Raw genomic sequence first — 20,959 nt, 5'->3', positions numbered from 1 at the left:
GCCCGTGCGAACGCGGGTCCTACAGGCGGTCGGCGGCGAGCAGCCGGTCGGCGGCGAAGGCGAGCAGCCACCCGCCGCCCTTCGGGGTGGTGAAGTCCTCATCGGTGCGGCCGGTCAGCCGCTCCAGGGCCCCCGGCAGGACCTTGCCCTGGCTGCACACCGCCGACTGCCCACCGGTGCCGGCCAGCTCCAGCAGTCGGGCGGCGGTGGCCAGGATCTGCTCGTCGCTCTGCTGGCCCGGTTGTGGTTCGTCCAGGTCGCCGCAGACCTCGATCGGCAGGTCGAGCAACGCGGCGGCCGGGTCGAGTGTCTGCACGCACCGTCGTGGCGACGCCGAGACCAGTCGGGCCGGTCGGATCAGGGCGATCAGCTCGGCCAGCGTGCTCGCCTGGGCCCACCCCTCGGCGTCCAGGGGCCGTCCGACGTCCGGGCCGGACCAGGTGGCCCGCTTGCCGGCGTGCGCGTGCCGAACCAGCGCGACCGTCGCCGTCACCGACGGCAGCGCGGCGAACGCCGCCAACACCTCGGCGTCGTGCGGGTAGCTGACCAACCGGATCGCGTCGTCCACCGCGAGCCAGCGGATGTCGTCCACCTCGGTGTCCGGTTGGAAACCGCCGCTGGCCACCGCGAGCATCGACCAGTAGTCGACCAGCTTGGGTTGCCCCTCGCTGCGGTACCGCGCCGACGGCAGCCGCACCTGCGGCACGCCCCGCACGTCGGCCTCCTCGGCCACCTCACGCACCGCCGCGGCCAGCGCGTGCTCGCCCGGCTCCAGCTTGCCCTTCGGCAGCGTCCAGTCGCCGTAACGGGGGCGGTGCACCACGCAGACGCGTACGCCGTCGTCGGTCGGCCGCCAGGCCACCCCGCCCGCCGCCCGGATGCCCGTCACGGCAGCCAACTGGTGCGCCGTCGCCGGGTGGCCCGGTGCCAGGCAGCCGGCAGGAGACCCCGCGTCCGGCGTACCGACAGGCGTTCCCGCTCGGCCAGCCGCCCGGCGGTGACCGCCAGCTCGTGGTCGTCCGGCCGCTCGGCGGCGATCTCCAACCAGGTGTCCGCCGCCACCGCCGCGTCCTGGTGCTCGCCGAGCACGTCCTGCACCCGGGCGAGTGCGCGGGACAGCCGCCGTGCGCCCTTGCCGACCGTCGGGGCCACCGCGTTGACCGCGTACCGTGCCTGCTTGCCCTCCTTGCGGACGGCGTGCCAGCGGTCGTCCGGCGACTGCGCGTCGAGCCCGCCGACGCCGTCCGGCCCGGCCAACCGCCGCCAGGGGCGGGCCACCAGCGCGGGGAGCGCCTGCGCGGCGGGCGCTGCCGCCCGGCCGGTGAACCGGGGCGCGCGGGCGGCCAGCACCAGGGAGTCCACCAGGGCCAGGTAGCGCGCGGAGCGCAGCATCTCGTCGATCGCGGTGAGCGCCTGCCGCTGCCGTTCGGCGAGCACCTCGTCGAGCAGGTCCACCGCGCCCCGGTCGAGCGGGCTCAGCGGATCGGCGTCGGCGGTACGGCGCAGCCGCGCGCGCAGCACCTCGGCGTCGCGGGCTGCGCCGAGCACGTCGGCCAACCAGCGCAGCTCGGTGCGCAGCGGGCCGGACCAGGTCTTTCGCAGCAACGGTTTGAAGGTGCGCAGATCACTGCGCAGGCGTCGGCAGGCCACCCGCATCTGGTGCACGGCGGTGTCGCCACCGGCGGCCGGGGCGCGCAGCCGGACCAGCGGGTCGTGCGCCAACAGCCGGCGGATCTCCTTGCGTAGCGCCTCGGTCACCACGTCACCGGCGCTCGGCTCGGCGGTCAGCCCGGCCGGCGCGACCAGGTCCGGATCGGCCTGCGCCGTCGCACCCAACGCCCGTACGTGCTTCGGCGTGAACGACCCGGCCTGGGCGCCAGCCTCGCGCAGCACCCCGCCGACCCGGTCGAGCAGTTTCCGGTCGCCAGACTTGAGCTCCACCTCCAGCTCGCGGAACGTGTCGGTGGTGCTGCCGCCGTCGTCGAGCACTGTCACCCGGTCGTCCACCACCTCGACGAGCACCGCGCCGGCCCGGTCACACACCTCGTACGCGTGCCGCACCGTCCGGACCACCGTCACCGGGACCAGCGGCGCCCCCCGGTGCAGCACGGTGACCAACTCCACCAGCTCCGGTGGCGGCTGCCCCTTCGGCGCGGGACGGGATATCTCGTGCCGGACGCCCGGCGTCCCGGTCGGCAGTTTCACCGTCCAGGGCAGCTCGTCGCCCCGGCGGTGGCGCAGCGAGGCGCCCGCCCGGGCCAGCCGCAGGTCGACGGTGTCGAGGTAGCGGGCGACAAGCGTCACCGGTGGCAGTGCCCGGACCCGGCCGCCGGTCGGGGCCGTCCCGGCCAGGTCCGGTAGCACGTAGGCGTCGTCCACCTCGTACTTCTGCTCCTCCTCGACCATCAGCTCAGCCTATGCGCTGCGCGGTCAGCTGGCCGTGCCACCGACGCGGCGCAGCAGCAGTTCCTGCAGATGGGCCCGGGCGCCGTTGTCACCGCCGGTGCGCCGGGTCCAGGTGCCGTCGCCGGCCAGCTCGAACGCGTCCACTTCGGGGCTCATTGCGGCGGTGAGCACGTGGTCCAGCTCGGCGCGGGCGATCGGGTCGCTCACCTGCACCAGCGCCTCCACCCGGCGGTCCAGGTTGCGGTGCATGAGGTCGGCCGAGCCCATCCAGAACTCGGCCTCACCGTTGTTGCCGAACCGGAAGACCCGGGAGTGTTCCAGGAACCGGCCGAGGATCGAGCGGACCCGGATGTTCTCCGACAACCCCGGCACCCCGGGGCGCAGCGTGCACATGCCCCGGATGAGCAGGTCGACGTGGACGCCGGCCTGGGAGGCGCGGTACAGCGCGTCGGTCACCCCCTCGTCGACCAGCGAGTTGACCTTGAACTGGACCAGGCCGGGCATGCCCAGGCGGACGTGCGAGATCTCCCGCTCGATCCGCTCGATGAGCCCGCTGCGGATGCCCTGCGGTGCGACCAGCAACCGCCGGAACGCGGTCTGCCGGCTGTACCCGGTGAGCACGTTGAACAGGTCGGTGAGGTCGGCGCCGACCTCCGGGTCGGCGGTGAGCATGCCGAAGTCCTCGTACAGTCGGGCCGTCTTCGGGTGGTAGTTGCCGGTGCCGATATGGCAGTAGCGACGGATCTGGTTGCCCTCCTGCCGGACCACCAGCGCGGTCTTGCAGTGCGTCTTCAAGCCGACCAGGCCGTACACCACGTGGCAGCCGGCGCGTTCCAGCGTGCGGGCCCAACCGATGTTGGCCACCTCGTCGAAGCGGGCCTTCACCTCCACCAGCACCACCACCTGCTTGCCGGCGGCGGCCGCGTCGACGAGCGCGTCGACGATCGGGGAATCGCCGCTGGTCCGGTAGAGGGTCTGCTTGATGGCCAGCACGTTCGGGTCGGCGGCGGCCTGCTCGATGAAGCGCTGCACGCTGGTGGCGAACGAGTGGTACGGGTGGTGCACCAGGATGTCCCCGTCGCGCAGGGTGGAGAAGACGCTGCGCGGCACCTCGCCCTCGGCGAGCCGGGGATGGGTGGCCGGCACGAACGGCGGGTCCTTCAGGTCCGGCCGGTCCGCCTCGCCGTAGACCTGCCACAGCGCGGACAGGTCCAGCAGGCCGGGCGCCCGCAGCACGTCCTGGTCGTCCATGTCCAGCTCGCGGACGAGCAGCTCCAACATGTGGTCGGAGATCGACGCGGCGACCTCCAGCCGGACCGGGGGACCGAACCGCCTCCGGGCCAGCTCCCGCTCCAGGGCCTGGAGCAGGTCCTCGTCGCGGTCCTCGTCGACCTCCACCTCGGCGTTGCGGGTGACCCGGAACAGGTGGCACTCGACCACCTGCATGCCACTGAACAGCTGACCCAGGTGCACCGAGATGAGGTCCTCCACCGGCAGCATCCGGACGCCCGGCTGGTCCCGGTCCACCCGGACGAAGCGGGGCACGTTGTTGGGCACCTTCACCCGGGCGAACAGCTCGGACCCGCCGTCCGGGTCACGAACCGCCACCGCCAGGTTCAGCGACCGCCCCGAGATGTACGGGAACGGGTGCGCCGGGTCCACCGCGAGCGGGGTCAGCACCGGGAAGATGTGCTCCCGGAAGTAGGTGCGCAGCCGCTCCCGTTCGCCGTCGCCCAGCTCGCCCCAGCGCAGGATGCGGATGCCCTCGTCGGCCAGCTTGGGCAGCACGTCGTCGACGAAGCAGGCGGCGTGCCGAGCGCCCAGTGCGGCGGTCCGCTCGGCGATCAGCTCCAACTGGGTACGCAGGGGCAGCCGGTCCCCGCCGCGTACCGGCAGGCCGGCGGAGAGCCGCCGCTTCAGCCCGGCGATGCGGACCATGTAGAACTCGTCGAGATTGCTGGCGAAGATGGCCAGGAACTTGGCCCGTTCCAGCAGCGGGGTGCGCTGGTCCTCGGCCAGGGTGAGCACCCGGGCGTTGAAGTCGAGCCAGGACAACTCCCGGTTGAGGAACCGGTCCTCCGGCAGCGGCGGGGCCGCCGGCGGCTCGTCGTCGTCCTCCGGTGCGGCGCCGGTCGGCAGGTCGTCGGGCAGGACCTGGTGGACGTCACCGGCAGCCGGGCCGTCCGCTGCGATCTTCGGGGCGGGGTCGATGACCTCGTCCAGCCCGGAGGAGGCGGCGCCGGGATCGTCGGCGAGCGTGTCGGCGCGGGCGGCACCGGCACGCTCGGCGCGGGACGGGCGGAAGCGCCCATCGGTGCCGCGCGCGCGGGAGCCGTTGCGGAGGTCGGTGGCGGGCGGGCGGGCGGGTTGCTCGCGAGGGGTGCTCACCCGCTCATAATCACCCGATTACGGTAAACGCAAAATGAACTTGAGCTCGCCGGCTCAGATCATCGTCGGCAATGTCACCCGGACGACCTCGCCGTCGGGATCGGTGTCGATGCGAACCCGCTGGCCGAGCCGGAGAAGCCGCAGCCCGGAGGCGTCGAAGGCCCGGGCGGGGAAGCGCATCTCGGTGCCGTCGTCGAGCAGCAGAACACCGCTGCGCGTCGCCGCGTCGTAGCTGGCCACCGTGCCCTGCATGCTCGCACCGTACACCCGGGGGTTCAGCCACCGGCGCGGGCGGGGCAGGCTCAGCCACCGGCGCGGGCGGGGCAGGCTCAGCCAGCGGCGCGGGCGGGGCGGCCGGCAGCCACCAGCGCGGCCGTGCGGGGCCCCAGCCCGAGCCGGGCGGCGGCGGCCAGGTCCGCGGCGGTGTCCACGTCCCGGCGCAGGCTGGGCCAGTCGCCGTCGAGCGGCAGTGCACCGCTCGCCGCGTGCGCGACCGCCGAGCCCACCCCGAAACGCGGATCCAGGGGCACGCCCGGCCCGGCGGTGAGCAGCACCGTGCCCCCGCCGGGTGCGTCCGGCAGGAACCGGCGTACCCCGGGTCGACCGTTCTGCGCCGCGAGCAGCGCGCCGGCCAACTCCGCGGGGCGCAGCGCCGGCAGATCCGCGGTGATCCCGGCCACCCACCCGGCGGCGGCCCCGGCCGCCCCGTGCCGGAACGCGGCGTTCAGACCGGCGTTCGGCTGATCCGGCAGCACCCGCGCGCCGGCCGCCCGCGCCGCCGCCGCCACCCGAGCGTCGTCGGTCACCACCAGGGCCTCGGCGACCGCCGGGCAGGCCAGCACCGCGCGGAGCGTGTCGGCCGCCAGGGCTAGCGCCAACTCCTCATGCGGTACGCCGGGCAGCGCGCCCCGCAGCCGGCTCTTGGCCGCGGCCAGCCGCTTCACCGGCACCACCACGGCCCACCTCGGCTGACTCACGCCCGCAATCCTGCCAGCCGGACGACGGGACCCTCACTGGCCGTACCGGGGGCGAGCAGGCATGATTTCCGCTGCGGGTGTCGCGGGCGCGATTTCGCGGCGGGGTTGGGGCGCGACGAGGAGGCACAGTGACACGGCGGAGGCTGGGGTTCTGGCAACGGTTCGCCGTGTGGCTGGTGAAGCCGGTGATGACCGTCTGGACCCGGCGTACCTGGCGTGGTCAGGAGCATCTCGGCCGTGACGGCGGCGTGATCATCGTGGCGAACCACATCTCCCACGCCGACCCGCTGGTGTCCGCGCACTTCATCTACGACTCCGGGCGCTGGCCGCAGTACCTGGGCAAGGCCAGCGTGTTCCGGGTGCCGGTGGTCGGCTGGATCCTGCGCCGGTGCCGGCAGATCCCGGTCGAGCGGGGCAGCGTGGACGCCGTCCGCTCGCTGGACGCACTGGTCGCCGCGCTCGACGAGGGCGGCGCGGTCGTGATCTACCCTGAGGGCACCACCACGCGACAGCCGGAGCTCTGGCCGATGAAGGCCAAGACCGGTGCGGCCCGGCTGGCCCTGGCCACCGGCGCCCCTGTCGTACCGGTGGTGATGTGGGGGCCGGAACGGATCTTCGACCCGCGGACGACCCGTGTCAGCCTGCGCCCCCGGATCCCGGTGACCGTTGCCGCCGGGGAGCCGATCGACCTGAGCGGGTGGGCGGACGCCCAGCCGACCCGGGCCACCCTCGAGGAGATGACGGACACCATCATGTTGCGGCTGCGGGACATGCTCGCCGAGATCCGTGGCGGTACCCCACCGCCACTGTGGGAGCGACCGGCCGGGTCCTCCGTCAGCAGCGAGCAGCGGGACGAAGCGGCATGAGCGAGCGAATCGTCGGGCTCGGCAGCGGTGCCGTCCAGGCCGCCGCGAAGCGAAGCGGAGCGGTGGCATGAGCGGTCACGTCGCGGTGCTCGGTGCCGGTTCCTGGGGCACCGCGTTCGCCAAGATCCTCGCGGACGCGGGGCGGGACGTGACGGTGTGGGCCCGCCGGGCGCCGGTCGCCGAGAGCATCCGGACCGAGCGCCGCAATCCGGAGTACCTGCCCGACCTGCTGCTCCCGGCCCGCGTCACCGCCACCGCCGACGCCGCCGAGGCGATCACCGGCGCCGAGGTGGTGGTGCTGGCCGTGCCGTCGCAGACCCTGCGCGGCAACCTCGCCGAATGGGCCGGGCACCTGCATCCGGATTCCACCCTGGTGTCGCTGATGAAGGGCATCGAGCTGGGCACCACCAAGCGGATGAGCGAGGTCATCGTCGAGACCGCCGGGGTCGCCGCGGACCGGGTGGTCGTCGTGTCCGGCCCGAACCTGGCCCCGGAGATCGCCGCCGAGCAGCCCGCCGCGACAGTGGTCGCCGGGACGAACAGCGCCCGCGCCACGCTCGTCCAGGCGTCGATCCGGACGCCGTACCTGCGCCCCTACACCAACGACGACGTGATCGGCTGTGAGCTGGGCGGGGCGGTCAAGAACGTGATCGCCCTGTCGTACGGCATCGCCACCGCGATGGGTTTCGGCGACAACACCCGGGCCATGCTGATGACCCGTGGGCTGGCCGAGACGGCCCGACTGGGCGTGGCGCTCGGCGCGGACCCGATCACCTTCGCCGGCCTCGCCGGCATGGGCGACCTGGTCGCGTCCTGCTCGTCCCCGCTGGCCCGCAACCGCACCTTCGGGGAGCACCTGGGCCGGGGCGAGACGCTGGAGCAGGCCCAGGCCGCCACCCGGCAGACCGCCGAGGGCGTGAAGAGCTGCCTGGCGATCCGCGACCTGGCCCGGGCGCACGGCGTGGAGATGCCGATCACCGAGCACGTCGAGCGGATCTGCCACGAGGGGATGGACCCGCGTCTCGCCGTGGAGACCCTGATGAGCCGCACCGCCAAACCTGAGTCGTACGAGTGAGGAACCCGATGAGCGAGTGGGGAGACGGCACCCGCTGCGTACGTGCTGGCCTGCCCGAGCCGGCACCGGGGGACCCGTTCCTACCCGGGCCGGTCTTCGCCGCGCCGTACCACCTCGACCCCTTTGCGGGTCAGGGCACGTCGCCCAACGGCTACGGCCGCCCCGACAACCCGACCCGCCGGCTGCTGGAGGCGGCGGTGGGCGAGCTGGAGGGCGGTGACTGCCGGGTCTTCGCTACCGGTCAGGCGGCCATCACCGGCCTGCTGCTCACCCTGCTGCGGCCAGGGGACACGGTGGTGCTCCCCACCGACGGATACTTCCCGGTCCGGGCGTTCGCCACCGATGTGCTGGAGGCGATCGGCGTCCGGGTGCTGTTCGTGCCGACCGTCGGGCCGTACCCGTCGTTCGAGGGCGTCCGGCTGGTGCTGGTGGAGACGCCCGCCAACCCGGGCCTCGACGTGGTCGACGTGGCGGCCCTGGCCGAGCGGGCGCACGCCGCCGGCGCGCTCCTCGCTGTGGACAACACCACTGCCACCCCGCTCGGACAGCGTCCGCTGGATCTCGGTGCCGACCTGGTGGTCGCCTCCGGCACGAAGGCGCTCACCGGCCACTCCGACCTGCTGCTGGGCTACCTGGCCGGCCGGTCCGCCGAGCTGATCGACGCGGTGACGACCTGGCGTACCACCACCGGGGCGGTTCCGGGCGCGTTCGACGCCTGGCTGGCCCACCGGTCACTGGCCACTCTCGACCTGCGGCTGGCGCGGCAGAGCGCGAACGCCGGCGCGGTCGTCGACCTGCTCGCCGGCCGGTCGGACGTGACCGGCCTGCGGTGGCCGGGGCGGCCGGACGACCCGGCGTACGCGGTGGCCTCGGCGCAGATGCGCCGGATACCGGGGGTGCTCTCGTTCGACCTGGGCGACGCCGACCGGGTGGGCCGGTTCGTCGAGGCCGCCCGGCTGGTGGTGGCGGCGACCTCCTTCGGTGGCCTGCACACCACAGCGGACCGGCGGGCGCAGTGGGGCGACGACACCGCTCCCGGCTTCGTCCGGCTCTCCTGCGGCGCGGAGGACACCGCGGACCTGGTGGCCGACATCGCCGCCGCGTTGGATGTGGCGGGACCGGTCTGACGTCTCCCATGGCGCTTCCTTCCCCGAGCGACCGGGCCGCCCTGGTGGGTCGGTTGCGGGCCGCCGGTTGCGTCTACGCCGAGGACGAGGCCGAGCTGCTGCTGGCCGCCGCGCGCAGCCCGGCGGCGTTGGCCGACCTGACCGACCGTCGGGTGGCCGGCGAACCGTTGGAGTACCTGCTCGGCTGGGCGGAGTTCTGCGGCCTGCGGATAGCCGTCGACGAGGGCGTCTTCGTGCCCCGGGCCCGGACCGCTCTGCTGGTCGAGGTGGCGGCCGAACTGACCGGCGCGGCCCCGGCCGTGGTCGACCTGTGCTGCGGCTCCGGGGCCACCACCGTCGCGCTGGCGCACCGGCTCGCGCCGCGCTGGCTCGCCGCCGCCGACATCGACCCGGCGGCCGTGGCGTGTGCGCGCCGCAACGTCGTCGGGTTGGACGTCGAGGTGTACGAGGGCGACCTCTTCGCGCCGCTGCCCCGGCAGTGGCGGGGTCGGCTGGACCTGGTGGTCGCCAACGCCCCGTACGTGCCGACCGACGCGGTCGCGCTGATGCCGCCGGAGGCGCGGCTGCACGAGGCCCCGGTGGCGCTCGACGGCGGCCCGGACGGGCTCTCCGTGTTGCGCCGGGTCGGTGCCGACGCCGCCGGGTGGCTGACCCCCGGCGGCCACCTGGTGGTCGAGGCCGGCACCACCCAGGTAGTAGCCCTCTGCGAGGCATTCCAAGCAGCCGGCCTGGTGCCAACCGTCCACCACGACGAAGACCTGGACGCCACGGCGATAACCGCCCGCCGCCCCGACTGACCCACCCTCACCCCCACCCGGGTCGATCATGGAGTTGTGGTGCCCGGTTGGTGCCACCTCGTGTTATTTGTTCGCCACCACAACTCCATGATCGACACAGGAGGGGCTGTCGCGGATCCGGTTCTCGGTCGGGGTGAGGGTGGTGGGGCGGGCCGGGCATGGCGGGGGAGAGGGCTTGGCACTAGCCTCGGCTCACACTCATGACGGCGGGAGGCGGTTTCGGTGGGCAGCGCAGGGGTGCCTGTGGTCGTCGGGCTGGACAACGGCGGCACCAGCAACAACGCCACCGTGCTGACGGTGGACGGCCGCTTCCTGGTGGACGGGCTGTTGGAGATCCCCAGCGAGGTGCGGGCCGGGCCGGAGGCGGCGATCGAGGCGTTGGCCCAGGCGCTGGACGGCGCCCTGGCGCAGACCGGCGTGCCGCGTGACCTGGTCCAGGCGGTCGGACTGGACACTCCCGGCCCGGCCAGCGCCGAGGGCGTCATCTCGTCGCGAGGCTCCACCAACTTCTCCCAGCCGGCCTGGCGCGGCTTCGACGTGCGAGGGGCGCTGGAGCGACGGCTCGGCCTGCCGGTGATCTATCACAACGACGGCAACGCGGCCGCGCTCTACGCCCACCACGTCTACTTCGGCGCCGACGCGATGAACCGCTCGTCGGTGTCCGCGATCGTCGGCACCGGCCTCGGCGGCGGTGTGGTCGAGAGCGGTCGGGTGATCGCCGGCGCGGCCGGGATGGCGGGGGAGTTGGGCCACGTGCACATCCCGCTGAGCGGGCTGCTCGGCCCGGGTCAGCCGGAACCCACCTGCGCCTGCGGCTTCACCGGAGATGTCGAGAGCGTCGCCTCGCTGACCGGCATCGAACGCAACCTGCTGCCGTACTGGCTGACCCGGTACCCCGACCACCCGCTCGCCGCCGAGCCGGTGGCCCGGGCGGCCAAGCTGGTCCGGGGGTACGGCGAGCGTGAGGACGCCCTCGCGCGGGACCTCTTCACCCAGCAGGCGATGGCGCTGGGGCGGCTGTTCACCGTCGCTGCGAACTTCACCGACCCGCACGCGTACTTCGTCGGAGGCGGGGTGGTGGAGGCGGCACCGGAGTTCCGCGACTGGTTCCTGGCGACGGTCCGAGAGCACACCGTGCTCCGCGAGGAGCAGGCGGCGGTGGCCACCTTCGCCCTCGTGCCGGATCGCGACATGGCCGGTGCCCGAGGCGTCGCGATCGCCGCGCTGGAGGCGCTACGCGCCGTTCCGGAGTCCCGCCCGCTGGTTGCCTGAGCCGGTGCGGGGGTTGTTCCGGAGTCCCGCCCGCTGGTTGCCTGAGCCGGTGCGGGGGTTGTTCCGGAGTCCCGCCCGCTGGTTGTCTGAGCCGGTGCGGGCCTCGGCCCGCACCGGCTCGGCACCTCTGGTCAGCGTTGCGGTGGCGCCTGGGCGAAGGCGGCCCAGGCCGCCGTTGGGAACAGCAGGGCCGGGCCGGCCGGGTCCTTGGAGTCGCGCACGGCAACGAGCCGCGGGATCACGGCCACCTCCACGCAGGCGCCTTCGTCGCCGCTGCGGCTGCTCTTGCGCCACGGCGCCGCGGCCAAGGCCGCTGTGATCATCGGAGTCATCGGTCCTACCGTCCCTTCAGGACTGACAGGAGCATCTCGCGGCTGTCCGCCGGGCTGAGCGCCACGCTTCGGAGATGCTCCATGATCTTGGTGCAGGTACGCGTCTCGCCGGCGCGGTCGAGGATCATCTGACCCGCAACGGTCTCCACCGACGCGATGATCGGGTCCTCCGGGTCGGCGAACTCGAGGATGTGCAGGGAACCCCGGGTGCCCCGGTGGTAGCCGGCGGAGAGCGGGATCACCTGGACGCTGATGTTCGGCAACTCGGCCATCTTGACCAGGTGCCGTAGTTGCCCGTTCATCACCGACTGGTCACCGACCGGCCGTAGCAGCGCGCCCTCGTCGATGATCGCGTCGAGGATGGGCGGCTGGTCGGCGGTGAGCCGCTGTTGTCGGTCGAGCCGGATCTTGACCCGCTGCTCCACCAGGTCGTCGCCGAGGGTGTGCGGCCCGCCGCGCATCACGCCTCGGATGTAGTCAGCGGTCTGCAACAGGCCGGGCACCACCGAGGGCTCGAAGTTGGCGATGGCGGTCGCCTCGGCCTCCAGCGCGATGAAGTCGATGGTGCGCGGATCCAGCAGGTAGGAGTACGACACCCACCAGCCGGGCTTGCGGGCGTCCTTGGCGAGCTGCACCGCGGCGGCCACCTCCTCGGCACTCACCCCGTACGACGTGAGCAGGGCGCGCACGGTGGCCGGGCTGATCAGGGTCTGGGCGTTCTCGTAGCGGGAGAGGGTGCTGCGGGTGCTGTTGATCTCATCCGCCGCGGTCTCCAGCGTCAGCCCGGCGGCTTCCCGGTGGTGGCGCAGGGCGATGCCGAGCCGGCGGGCGCGGGCGGTCTTCGGAGCCATGCATCGATGGTCGCATACATTTGCGGGAACGTCTGCATGAGAGAACGCCGATGGGAGTTGCATTCACGCCTATACACGTGTCAATCTGTGATGGCGTCCTCACCGCCGGTTGTCGTGGCGACGGTGGTGGTGAGCGACCGGAGGGGATGGGGCGCGCGGCGATCGGGTTTCTCCCCCGTACCCGATCGTCGCGTGCCGCCCCTCCATCCCGGCCTGCCGGAAGGAGACGACGTGCGAACCCGCCCGGAGCCCCCCGCCGTACCCTCGGGCGGCGTGCGATGACCCGCTTCCTCGTGGTGCTCACCGACGTGCGCCCCGTCGAGGGCGTCAACCGCAACGAGCGGGTCGCGCCGGAACGGCGCCGGCAGGTCGTCGGCGCCAGCAGCCGGGAGGCCGCCGACCGCATCGCCGGAGCGTTCATGGCGCTGGGCATGGTGCGGGCCGGTCGGCAGCGGGTGAAGGTGATCGCGGTCGGCCGCCGGCACTCCCGGGACTGACGAGCCCCAGGTCAGCGCTCCGTGACACCGCTACCACCCGGTTACGCACCGTATATCCTCTCCTGACCGTTTGCCGTGTCGTGCCGTGGCTCGCCGGGTATCGCCTCGCCCCGTGGCCACGCACAGTAAGGTCAACCGGGTGAGCGCCACCGGCGAGCACGACCAGCCGCAGTCGCGTACGAAGAGGTGACCGGAGTGACCACCCCAGGCAAGACCCGCGTGGCGATCGTCTTCGGCGGCCGCAGCCCGGAGCACGGCATCTCCTGCGTCAGCGCCGGCAGTGTGTTCGGCGCACTCGACCCGGACGAGTTCGAGGTGGTGCCGGTGGGCATCACCCGGGCCGGCCAGTGGGTGCTGACCAACGGAGACCCCGCCCAGCTCGCGATCAACGCCCGTCAGCTGCCGGAGATCACCGCCGACTCGGGCGACGACATCGTGCTGCGCGCCGACCCCACCGGCAACGGACTGATGGTGCTCGACCCGACCGAGGGCCCCCGGGCGCTGGCCGACGTGGACGTGGTCTTCCCGGTGCTGCACGGCACCTACGGCGAGGACGGCACCATCCAGGGAATGCTGGAGATGGCCGGCATCCCCTACGTCGGGGCGAACGTGTTCGCCTCCGCGGCCGCCATGGACAAGGAGTTCACCAAGAAGCTCTGTGCCGTCGAGGGCATCCCGGTCGGCACGTACGCCGTGCTGCGCAACGGCATGACGCTCAGCGAGCAGGACAAGGAGCGGCTCGGCCTGCCGGTCTTCGTCAAGCCGTCCCGGGCCGGGTCGTCGTTCGGCGTCAGCAAGGTCACCGACTGGGCTGAGCTGGACGCGGCGGTCGCCGCCGCCCGGCAGTTCGACCCGAAGGTCATCATCGAGGCCGCGATCGTCGGCCGCGAGATCGAGTGCGGTGTGCTGGAGGGCGAGGCCGGCGGCACGCCCGAGGCGTCCGTGCTGGCCGAGGTACGGGTCGTCGCCGACCACGACTTCTACGACTTCGAGGCGAAGTACCTCGACGACTCCTGCGAGTACGACATTCCGGCCAACCTGCCGGAGAAGGTGACCCGCCAGGTGCAGGAGTACGCCGTCCGCGCGTTCACCGCGCTGGACTGCGCCGGTCTGGCCCGGGCCGACTTCTTCGTCACTCCCGAACTGGACGTCTACCTCAACGAGATCAACACGATGCCCGGCTTCACCCCGACGTCGATGTTCCCGCGGATGTGGGCGGCCTCCGGTCTGGAGTACCCGAAGCTGGTCAACAGGCTGATCCGTACCGCCCAGCGGCGCGGCGTCGGCCTGCACTGAGCCGTCCGACTCCGCTCGCGCCGGTCGGCCGGCGCGAGCGGAGTCGGTTCGAGTTCAGCGCTGGCAGCCGGACGGGATCGCGCCGCCGGAGGGCACGCTCGCCACGATCGTGCTGGAGATCGTCGGCAACCACTGCAACGGCTGCTCGTACGAGCGCGGGATGCGCACGGTGATCAGCGTCTCCCGGTCGACAGTGGAGAGGACCGCCGCGTCGGCCTGCTCGGCCAGGTGCCAGCAGACCCGGTTGACCGTCCAGACCTCGTCGGTGCTGGGGAAGGCCGGCTCGGTGCCGCCGCAGGCCACGGTGAGCGCGGGGTCGCCGTAGGCGGCGTTCTGCTCCGGGCCGGCGGTGACCGGCCGCTGGGCCAGGTCGCGGATGCTCGCCGGAAGCTGGGAGAGCAGGGCCCGGCAGACCGTGGCCGGGCGGGCGGCCAGCGCCGGGGCGGCCATCTCCACCGGGGTGGTGGACTGCACCCGGGCGGTGGTCGCGGAGGGCGTCGGCGCGGCGGCCGGCGCGTCCGGGCTGAGCTTGCTGAAGGCCAGCACGGCCACCAGCAGCGTGATCGGCAGCGCGATCAACGTGGCCAGCAGGGCCGCGCCACGCATGGTCCGATCGCGGCCGGCCGGCGCGGCGGCGGCGGGATCGGTCGACTCGCGGTTACCGTCAGCCGGCTCGGACGTCCCGTCGGCCGCGTCGCGCGCCCCGTCGTCGTCCAGAGCCGAGGAGGAGGTCGTCATCTCGTCCACTTACAGCCGCACCACCGAACACGTGAGGGTGCGAGTGATGCCCGGCACCATCTGCACCTTGCTGACGATGAGTTTGCCGAGTTCGTCGACGGTGTTCGCCTCGGTGAGGACGACCACGTCGTACGGCCCGGTGACGGCGTCGACGCGTACCACGCCGGGGATGTCCGCGATGAGACCCGCCACGTCACGTGCGCGGCCTACCTCGGTCTGGATGAGGATGTACGCCTGTACCACGACTCGACCTCCGTCCGTCGCCGCCCGGGAGCGGCCCGAAGGGTGAAACTACCTTACGGACCAGGTCTGATCCCTATCGGTGGTCAAGGAGCAGCGGTGAGCGAGCACGGCGGAGCCGGGCAGCCCGGGCGGAACGCCCGCGGTGGCGTCGGGGTGTCCGGGATCGGGGAGTTCGGGCTGATCGGGAAGATCACCGCCCGGCTGTCGTACGGACCGACGACCCTGCTCGGCCCGGGCGACGACGCGGCGGTGGTGGCCGCGCCGGACGGCCGGGTGGCGGCCTGCACCGACGTGCTGGTCGACGGGCGGCACTTCCGACGGGACTGGTCCTCAGCCCGTGACGTCGGGCACCGGGCGGCAGCCGCCAACCTGGCGGACATCGCGGCGATGGGTGCCACGCCGACCGCCCTGCTGGTCGCTCTCTGCATGCCGGGGGACCTGGACACCGCCTGGGCGGAGGAACTGGCCGACGGGCTCTCCGCGGAGGCGGCGACGGTCGGCGCGAGCGTCGTCGGCGGGGACATGTCGGCAAGTCCCACCCTGACCGTCGCGGTCACCGCGCTGGGCGACCTGGCAGGCCGTCCGCCCGTGCTGCGCTCGGGCGCCCGACCGGGGGACGTGCTCGCCCTGGCCGGGCGCACCGGGTTCGCGGCGGCCGGGCTGACCGTGCTGACCCGGGGCTTCCGTACCCCCCGGCTGTTGGTCGAGGCGTACCGGCGGCCGCAGGTGCCCTACCAGGCCGGCCCGCAAGCCGCCCAACTCGGCGCCACCTCCATGATCGACGTGTCGGACGGGCTCCTCGCCGACCTCGGGCACGTCTCGGCGGCCAGCGGGGTGGCTATCGACGTACGCCGCGACGGGTTCGACGTGCCCCGGCAGATGGCCGACGCGGCGCAGGCGCTCGGCGTCGACCCGTACACCTGGATCCTCGCCGGTGGCGACGACCACGCGCTGGCCGCGACCTTCCCCCCGGCGGTGGTGCTGCCGTCGGGCTGGCGGCCGATCGGCCTGGTTACCGACGGTGCCGGCGTGACTGTCGACGGCGTCGCCTACGACGGCCCGACCGGCTGGGACCACTTCCGGTGAGGCCCGCGCGCGGCCGTACCCTGGACACCGTGAGTGAGATCGAGATCCGGGCGGTGCGGTTCGACGCACCGGTGGCGCAGCACCTGATCCACGCCGCACTGGCCGACCTCGGTGCCCGCTACGGCGGCACCGGCGACGACACCCCGGTGGACGCGGCCGAGTTCGAGCCGCCCGATGGCGCGTTCCTGGTGGCCTACCTGGCCGGTGAGCCGGTCGGTTGCGGTGGCTGGCGCAGCCACGGCGCGGACACCGCGGAGCTGAAGCGGATGTACACGGCCCCGGCGGCACGGGGGCGGGGGGTGGCCCGCGCGGTGCTGGCGGCCGTCGAGCGCTCCGCGCGCGAGCAGGGCCGCAAGCGGGTGGTCCTGGAATGCGGCGACAAGCAGCCCGAGGCGATCGCCATGTACGGCTCCGCCGGGTACGAGCGAATCCCGAACTTCGGCTTCTACAAGGACGCGGAGGGCTGCGTCTCCTTCGGTCGCACCCTCTGACCTGCGCGCCGGGCCTGCCGGGCCCCGCCCGGCCGGTGTGCCAGGCCCCGGCGGGCCGGTGTGCCGGGCCCCGCCCGGCCGGTCTGCCAGGCCCCGGCGGGCCGGTGTGCGGCGCCTGCCCGGGCACACGACAGAGCCGACGGACCCTCGGGGTCCGCCGGCTGAGCCGAACGAAAAGGTGGGTGCTACCGCGTCAGGCGCGGGTGACCTTGCCGGCCTTGATGCACGAGGTGCAGACCTTCAACTTCTTGGTGTTGCCGCCACCGGCCGGGGTACGCACCGACTGGATGTTCGGGTTCCAGCGGCGGTTGGTCCGCCGGTGCGAGTGGGACACGTTGTGGCCGAAGCCCGGTCCCTTGCCACAGACGTCGCACACGCTAGCCACGGGATACTCCTGGGATTGATACGTTCATGAGGTCGCCGGCAGGTGCTGCCCGGGCAACCTGGTCAGGTTACCCGATGACTCGCCGACCCGGCCAACCGGCCCGGTCCGGCGCTCGCCCGTGCCCCGGCTCACGCCTGGTCGTGGGCCCGTCCGCCCAAAGGCGGGCCGGCCCGGCGGCAAGGGTACCGGAGGCGCTCCTCCCCGCCGCGGCCAGCGCCGGCCCGGGCCGGCGAGGACACGCCGGACGAGTCCGACGGGTGTCGGTGTGCGCCAGTAGGCTTCTGCCCGTGCTGGACACCCTCGACGCCGCCGCGGTCCGCCGCTGGTGCGCGAGCGGCCTGGCCGCACTGAAGCGCCACCAGGGCGAGATCGACCAGCTCAACGTCTATCCGGTGCCCGACGGCGACACCGGCACCAACCTTGTGCTCACCCTCACCTCGGCGCAGCAGGCGCTCGCCATGGATCTGGACACTCTCCCCGACAGCGGGCCGACAGCGCACGGGCACGCGCTGCGGCTGATGGCCCAGGGCGCGCTGCTCGGCGCGCGGGGCAACTCCGGGGTGATCCTTTCGCAGATCCTGCGTGGTTTCGCCGACCAGGTCGCCGGGGTGCCGGCGGTGCGTGGCCGCGAGATGGCCGCCGCGCTGCGCTCCGGCACCGCCGCCGCGTACACCGCGGTCTCCAGGCCGGTCGAGGGCACAGTGCTCACCGTGGTCGCGGCGGCCGCCGCCGCGGCCGAGGGCGCGGACAGCGACGACCTGCCGACGGTGGCGGGCGTCGCGGCCCGGGCGGCGGCCGAGGCGCTCGCCCGCACCCCGGAACAGTTGCCGGCGCTGGCCCGCGCGGGCGTGGTCGACGCCGGTGGTCGAGGGCTCTGCGTGCTGCTCGACGCCCTGGTCGAGGTGCTGACCGGGGAGCGCACGGCCCGGCCCGCGCCGACGCCGCGCTCCGCCCGCCCGGCGGCCACCGTCGCCCGCGAGACCGGTTCGGATGAATACGCGTACGAGGTGCAGTTCCTGCTCGACGCCCCAGCCGAGGCCGTCGCCGGGCTGCGGCGGGCGCTCGACGCCCTGGGAGATTCGCTGGTCGTCGTCGGCGACGGGCGTGAGCCGGAAGGCACCTGGAACGTGCACGTGCACGTCAACGACGTGGGCGCGGCGGTCGAGGCCGGTGTCGCCGCCGGCCGCCCGTACCGCATCTCGGTGACCCGTTTCGCCGACCAGTCGGAGTCGCCCTCCGGCCCGGTGGTGGCCGGCCGGGCCGCGGTGGTGGTGGCCACCGGCGGCGGCATCGCCGACCTGTTCGCCGCGGAGGGCGCGACCGTCGTGCCGGGCAACCCGTCCACTGGTGAGTTGCTGGACGCCGTCCGCAGCACCGGTGCGGCCCGGGTGGTGGTGCTGCCCAACGACGCCAACACCGAGGCGGTGGCGAGCGCGGCCGCCCGCGAGGCCCATCGGTACGGCATCAAGGTGAGCGTGGTGCCGACCCGCTCGCCGGTGCAGGCCCTCGCAGCCCTCGCGGTCCGCGACGGTGACCGCCGTTTCGAGGACGACGTCATCGCGATGGCCGAGGCGGCCGGCGCCTGCCGTTACGCCGAGGTCTGCCATGCCAGCCGGGAGGCGCTGACCGTGGCCGGCCCGTGTCGTCCCGGTGACGTGCTGGCGCTTGTGGAGGGGGAGGTGCACCTGATCGGCACCGACCTCACCGACACCTGCGCGGCCGTGGTCGACCGGATGCTCGGTGGTGGCGGCGAGATGGTCACACTGCTGGCCGGGGTGGATGCTCCGGCCGGGCTCACCGATGCCGTCCGCGCGCACGTCGCGCGACGCTGGCCGTTCGTCGAGGTGCACGCGTACCCGGGCGGCCAGCCGTTTTATCCGCTCCTGGTAGGGATCGAATGAGCGAACCAGCCACTGTTGACACTCCGCTGAAGAAGCTGGTCGGGGACAAGACAGCCAAGGCGCTGGCCTCGCACCTCGACCTGCACACCGCTGGTGACCTGGTCTACCACTTCCCGCGTCGCTACGACGAGCGTGGTGAACACACCGACATCCGCTCACTGGACGTCGGCGAGCAGGTCACCGTGCTGGCCCAGGTGCAGCGCACAGCGGTGCGCCCGATGCGTCAGCGGCGGGGCAACCTGCTGGAGGTGACCGTCGGCGACGGCTCCGGCGGGGTGCTGACGTTGACCTTCTTCGGCAACCAGGCGTGGCGCGAGCGGGAGCTGCGCCCCGGCCGGTGGGGCCTGTTCGCCGGAAAGGTCACCGAGTTCCGGGGCAAACGGCAGCTCAACGGCCCGGAGTACGTCCTGCTCGGCGAGGGTGGCGACGGTGAGGCAGCGGTCAGCGACGACATCGAGGAGTTCGCCGGGGCGCTGATCCCCGTCTACCCGGCCGCCGCGGCCGTGCCGACCTGGGTGATCGCGCGCTGCGTGCGCGTCGTACTGGACACGTTCACCCCGCCGGACGATCCACTGCCGAGTGCCGTGCGGGCCAGCCGCAAGCTGGTCGGGCTCGGTGCCGCGCTGACCGAGATCCACCGGCCGTCCAGCAAGGAGGCGCTGCACCAGGCGCGGCGGCGCCTCAAGTGGGACGAGGCCTTCGCCGTTCAGGTGACCCTGGTGCAGCGCAAGCACCGGGCGGCCGACTGGCCGGCCCGGCCCCGCCCCGCCCGCCCGGGCGGGCTGTTGGAGGCCTTCGACGCCCGACTCCCGTACGAGCTGACGGCCGGTCAGCGTGACGTGGGCGTGGAGATCGCGGCGGACCTGGCCGCCCCACACCCCATGCACCGTTTGTTGCAGGGCGAGGTGGGCTCGGGCAAGACGGTGGTGGCGCTACGGGCGATGCTCCAGGTGGTCGACGCGGGCGGGCAGGCCGCGCTGCTGGCGCCCACCGAGGTGCTGGCCGCCCAGCACCACCGCGGCATGCTCGACCTGCTCGGGCCGCTCGGGCGGGCCGGTGAGCTGGGCTCCGCCGAGCACGCGACCCGGGTCGAGCTGATTACCGGCTCGCTGGGCGCGGCGGCCCGCCGCCGAGCGCTCGGCGAGGTGGCCAGCGGTGCCGCCGGCATCGTGCTCGGCACCCACGCCCTGCTCTACGAGGGGGTCGACTTCGCCGACCTCGGGCTGGTGGTGGTCGACGAGCAGCACCGCTTCGGCGTGGAGCAGCGCGACGCCCTGCGGGCCAAGGCCGACCAGCCGCCGCACGTGCTGGTGATGACGGCCACCCCGATCCCGCGCACGGTGGCGATGACCGTCTACGGCGACCTGGAGGTCTCCACGCTCTCCCAGCTGCCCCGGGGGCGGTCGCCGATCGCCTCGCACGTGGTGCCGGCCGCCGAGAAGCCGGCCTATCTGGATCGGGCCTGGCGTCGGCTGCGCGAGGAGGTGACCGCCGGCCACCAGGCGTACGTGGTGTGCCCGCGAATCGGTGACGGGCCGACCAGCGACGAGGAACCGCCACCCGAGGACGACAACGGCCGTCGGCCACCGCTGGCGGTCACCGAGGTGGCTCCGCTGCTGGCCGAGGGCCCGCTGCACGGCCTGCGGATCGGGGTGCTGCACGGTCGACTGCCGGCCGACGAGAAGGACGCGGTGATGCGTGCCTTCGCGGCCGGTCACCTGGACGTGCTGGTGGCGACGACAGTGATCGAGGTTGGCGTGGACGTGCCGAACGCCACCGTGATGATCGTGCTGGACGCCGACCGGTTCGGCGTCTCCCAGCTGCACCAGCTGCGGGGCCGGGTCGGTCGGGGTGCCGCCGCAGGGCTCTGCCTGCTGGTCAGCGAGGCGGCCGAGGGTTCGTCGGCGCGGGAACGGTTGGACGCGGTGGCGTCCACGAGCGACGGTTTCAAGCTCGCCGAACTGGATCTGGAGCAACGCCGCGAGGGCGACGTGCTGGGTGCCACCCAGTCCGGTCATCGTTCGCACCTGCGGTTGCTGTCCCTGCGACGCGACGCCGACCTGATCCGCGACGCCCGCGCCGAGGCGATCACCCTGATCGAGGACGACCCGGAGCTTGCCCGCAGCCCGGCACTGGCCGCCTCGGTGGCCGCACTGGTGGACGAGGACCGCGCGGAGTACCTGGAAAAGGGCTGACCACGCAGGCCATCAATGGCTGAGGGCGCGCCGACC

General features: G+C 73.4%; 21 protein-coding genes. 11 read left to right on the top strand and 10 right to left on the bottom strand.

All coding sequences use genetic code 11. The features are described 5' to 3' along the window. Positions 1-19: 19 nt before the first annotated feature. The 5 genes from ACIA47_RS28050 to cofC form a co-directional block, all read right to left on the bottom strand. On the bottom strand, positions 20-898 hold the full coding sequence (locus ACIA47_RS28050; RefSeq protein ID WP_396711374.1) for an NUDIX domain-containing protein: 879 nt from the start codon (positions 896-898) through the stop codon (positions 20-22). Continuing rightward, on the bottom strand, positions 886-2,406 hold the full coding sequence (locus tag ACIA47_RS28045) for a CHAD domain-containing protein (RefSeq protein WP_396711373.1): 1,521 nt from the start codon (positions 2,404-2,406) through the stop codon (positions 886-888). Before ACIA47_RS28045 ends, ACIA47_RS28050 begins: the two co-directional genes overlap by 13 nt. A gap of 24 nt (positions 2,407-2,430) precedes the next feature. Then, entirely contained in the window at positions 2,431-4,794 is a 2,364-nt protein-coding gene (locus ACIA47_RS28040; RefSeq protein ID WP_396711372.1) for an RNA degradosome polyphosphate kinase, read from the bottom strand. A gap of 54 nt (positions 4,795-4,848) precedes the next feature. Next, positions 4,849-5,046 (bottom strand): cold-shock protein, encoded by a 198-nt coding sequence (locus ACIA47_RS28035; RefSeq protein ID WP_030335323.1) that lies wholly within the window; start codon positions 5,044-5,046, stop codon positions 4,849-4,851. A 77-nt stretch (positions 5,047-5,123) separates the two neighbouring features. Next, positions 5,124-5,771, bottom strand: a complete 648-nt coding sequence (gene cofC, locus ACIA47_RS28030; RefSeq protein WP_396711371.1) for a 2-phospho-L-lactate guanylyltransferase — start codon at positions 5,769-5,771, stop codon at positions 5,124-5,126. 128 nt (positions 5,772-5,899) lie between these two features. Between cofC and ACIA47_RS28025 the strand changes: the two genes are divergently transcribed. The 5 genes from ACIA47_RS28025 to ACIA47_RS28005 all read left to right on the top strand — a co-directional run bounded on the left by ACIA47_RS28025 (position 5,900) and on the right by ACIA47_RS28005 (position 10,908). Then, positions 5,900-6,637, top strand: coding sequence for a lysophospholipid acyltransferase family protein (locus ACIA47_RS28025; RefSeq protein ID WP_396711370.1), 738 nt, complete (start codon positions 5,900-5,902; stop codon positions 6,635-6,637). A 67-nt stretch (positions 6,638-6,704) separates the two neighbouring features. Beyond that, positions 6,705-7,712, top strand: a complete 1,008-nt coding sequence (locus ACIA47_RS28020) for an NAD(P)H-dependent glycerol-3-phosphate dehydrogenase (RefSeq protein ID WP_396711369.1) — start codon at positions 6,705-6,707, stop codon at positions 7,710-7,712. An 8-nt stretch (positions 7,713-7,720) separates the two neighbouring features. Beyond that, on the top strand, positions 7,721-8,839 hold the full coding sequence (locus ACIA47_RS28015; protein WP_396711368.1) for a cystathionine gamma-lyase: 1,119 nt from the start codon (positions 7,721-7,723) through the stop codon (positions 8,837-8,839). Positions 8,840-8,847: 8 nt separating this feature from the next. Beyond that, positions 8,848-9,636, top strand: coding sequence for a putative protein N(5)-glutamine methyltransferase (locus ACIA47_RS28010; protein ID WP_396711367.1), 789 nt, complete (start codon positions 8,848-8,850; stop codon positions 9,634-9,636). A 222-nt stretch (positions 9,637-9,858) separates the two neighbouring features. Then, entirely contained in the window at positions 9,859-10,908 is a 1,050-nt protein-coding gene (locus tag ACIA47_RS28005) for an ROK family protein (RefSeq protein WP_396711366.1), read from the top strand. Between the two features lie 131 nt (positions 10,909-11,039). Here ACIA47_RS28005 and ACIA47_RS28000 read toward each other — a convergent pair whose 3' ends face one another. Both ACIA47_RS28000 and ACIA47_RS27995 read right to left on the bottom strand, forming a co-directional pair. Next, positions 11,040-11,240, bottom strand: a complete 201-nt coding sequence (locus tag ACIA47_RS28000; protein ID WP_396711364.1) for a DUF397 domain-containing protein — start codon at positions 11,238-11,240, stop codon at positions 11,040-11,042. Positions 11,241-11,245: 5 nt separating this feature from the next. Continuing rightward, on the bottom strand, positions 11,246-12,091 hold the full coding sequence (locus ACIA47_RS27995; RefSeq protein ID WP_091393087.1) for a helix-turn-helix transcriptional regulator: 846 nt from the start codon (positions 12,089-12,091) through the stop codon (positions 11,246-11,248). A 278-nt stretch (positions 12,092-12,369) separates the two neighbouring features. Between ACIA47_RS27995 and ACIA47_RS27990 the strand changes: the two genes are divergently transcribed. Together ACIA47_RS27990 and ACIA47_RS27985 are read left to right on the top strand one after the other, a co-directional pair. Next, positions 12,370-12,588, top strand: a complete 219-nt coding sequence (locus ACIA47_RS27990; RefSeq protein WP_030335309.1) for a hypothetical protein — start codon at positions 12,370-12,372, stop codon at positions 12,586-12,588. 195 nt (positions 12,589-12,783) lie between these two features. Then, on the top strand, positions 12,784-13,884 hold the full coding sequence (locus ACIA47_RS27985; RefSeq protein WP_091393084.1) for a D-alanine--D-alanine ligase family protein: 1,101 nt from the start codon (positions 12,784-12,786) through the stop codon (positions 13,882-13,884). Between the two features lie 54 nt (positions 13,885-13,938). On the opposite strand, the gene ACIA47_RS27980 is transcribed toward ACIA47_RS27985, so the two are convergent. Beyond that, positions 13,939-14,622 carry a DUF3515 family protein gene (locus ACIA47_RS27980; RefSeq protein WP_396711363.1) on the bottom strand — a complete coding sequence of 228 codons (684 nt, stop codon included), beginning with the start codon at positions 14,620-14,622 and terminating at the stop codon, positions 13,939-13,941. A gap of 9 nt (positions 14,623-14,631) precedes the next feature. Next, positions 14,632-14,865 (bottom strand): Lrp/AsnC ligand binding domain-containing protein, encoded by a 234-nt coding sequence (locus ACIA47_RS27975; RefSeq protein WP_030487446.1) that lies wholly within the window; start codon positions 14,863-14,865, stop codon positions 14,632-14,634. A 96-nt stretch (positions 14,866-14,961) separates the two neighbouring features. Here ACIA47_RS27975 and ACIA47_RS27970 point away from each other — a divergent pair, with 96 nt between their 5' ends. Further along, entirely contained in the window at positions 14,962-15,951 is a 990-nt protein-coding gene (locus tag ACIA47_RS27970) for a thiamine-phosphate kinase (RefSeq protein WP_396711362.1), read from the top strand. 29 nt (positions 15,952-15,980) lie between these two features. Further along, positions 15,981-16,442 (top strand): GNAT family N-acetyltransferase, encoded by a 462-nt coding sequence (locus tag ACIA47_RS27965; RefSeq protein WP_124861616.1) that lies wholly within the window; start codon positions 15,981-15,983, stop codon positions 16,440-16,442. A 193-nt stretch (positions 16,443-16,635) separates the two neighbouring features. On the opposite strand, the gene rpmB is transcribed toward ACIA47_RS27965, so the two are convergent. Beyond that, positions 16,636-16,827, bottom strand: a complete 192-nt coding sequence (gene rpmB, locus ACIA47_RS27960; protein WP_011905179.1) for a 50S ribosomal protein L28 — start codon at positions 16,825-16,827, stop codon at positions 16,636-16,638. A gap of 287 nt (positions 16,828-17,114) precedes the next feature. Here rpmB and ACIA47_RS27955 point away from each other — a divergent pair, with 287 nt between their 5' ends. Both ACIA47_RS27955 and recG read left to right on the top strand, forming a co-directional pair. Further along, entirely contained in the window at positions 17,115-18,728 is a 1,614-nt protein-coding gene (locus tag ACIA47_RS27955; RefSeq protein ID WP_396711361.1) for a DAK2 domain-containing protein, read from the top strand. Continuing rightward, on the top strand, positions 18,725-20,923 hold the full coding sequence (gene recG, locus ACIA47_RS27950; RefSeq protein ID WP_396711360.1) for an ATP-dependent DNA helicase RecG: 2,199 nt from the start codon (positions 18,725-18,727) through the stop codon (positions 20,921-20,923). The genes ACIA47_RS27955 and recG overlap by 4 nt, the downstream gene beginning before the upstream one ends. Positions 20,924-20,959 lie beyond the last annotated feature (36 nt).

The organism is Micromonospora sp. NPDC051227, from assembly GCF_044455385.1.
Lineage (GTDB): Bacteria > Actinomycetota > Actinomycetes > Mycobacteriales > Micromonosporaceae > Micromonospora.
Note: the sequence above shows the minus strand (reverse complement) of the source record. Positions and strands in the feature narration are given on the sequence as shown.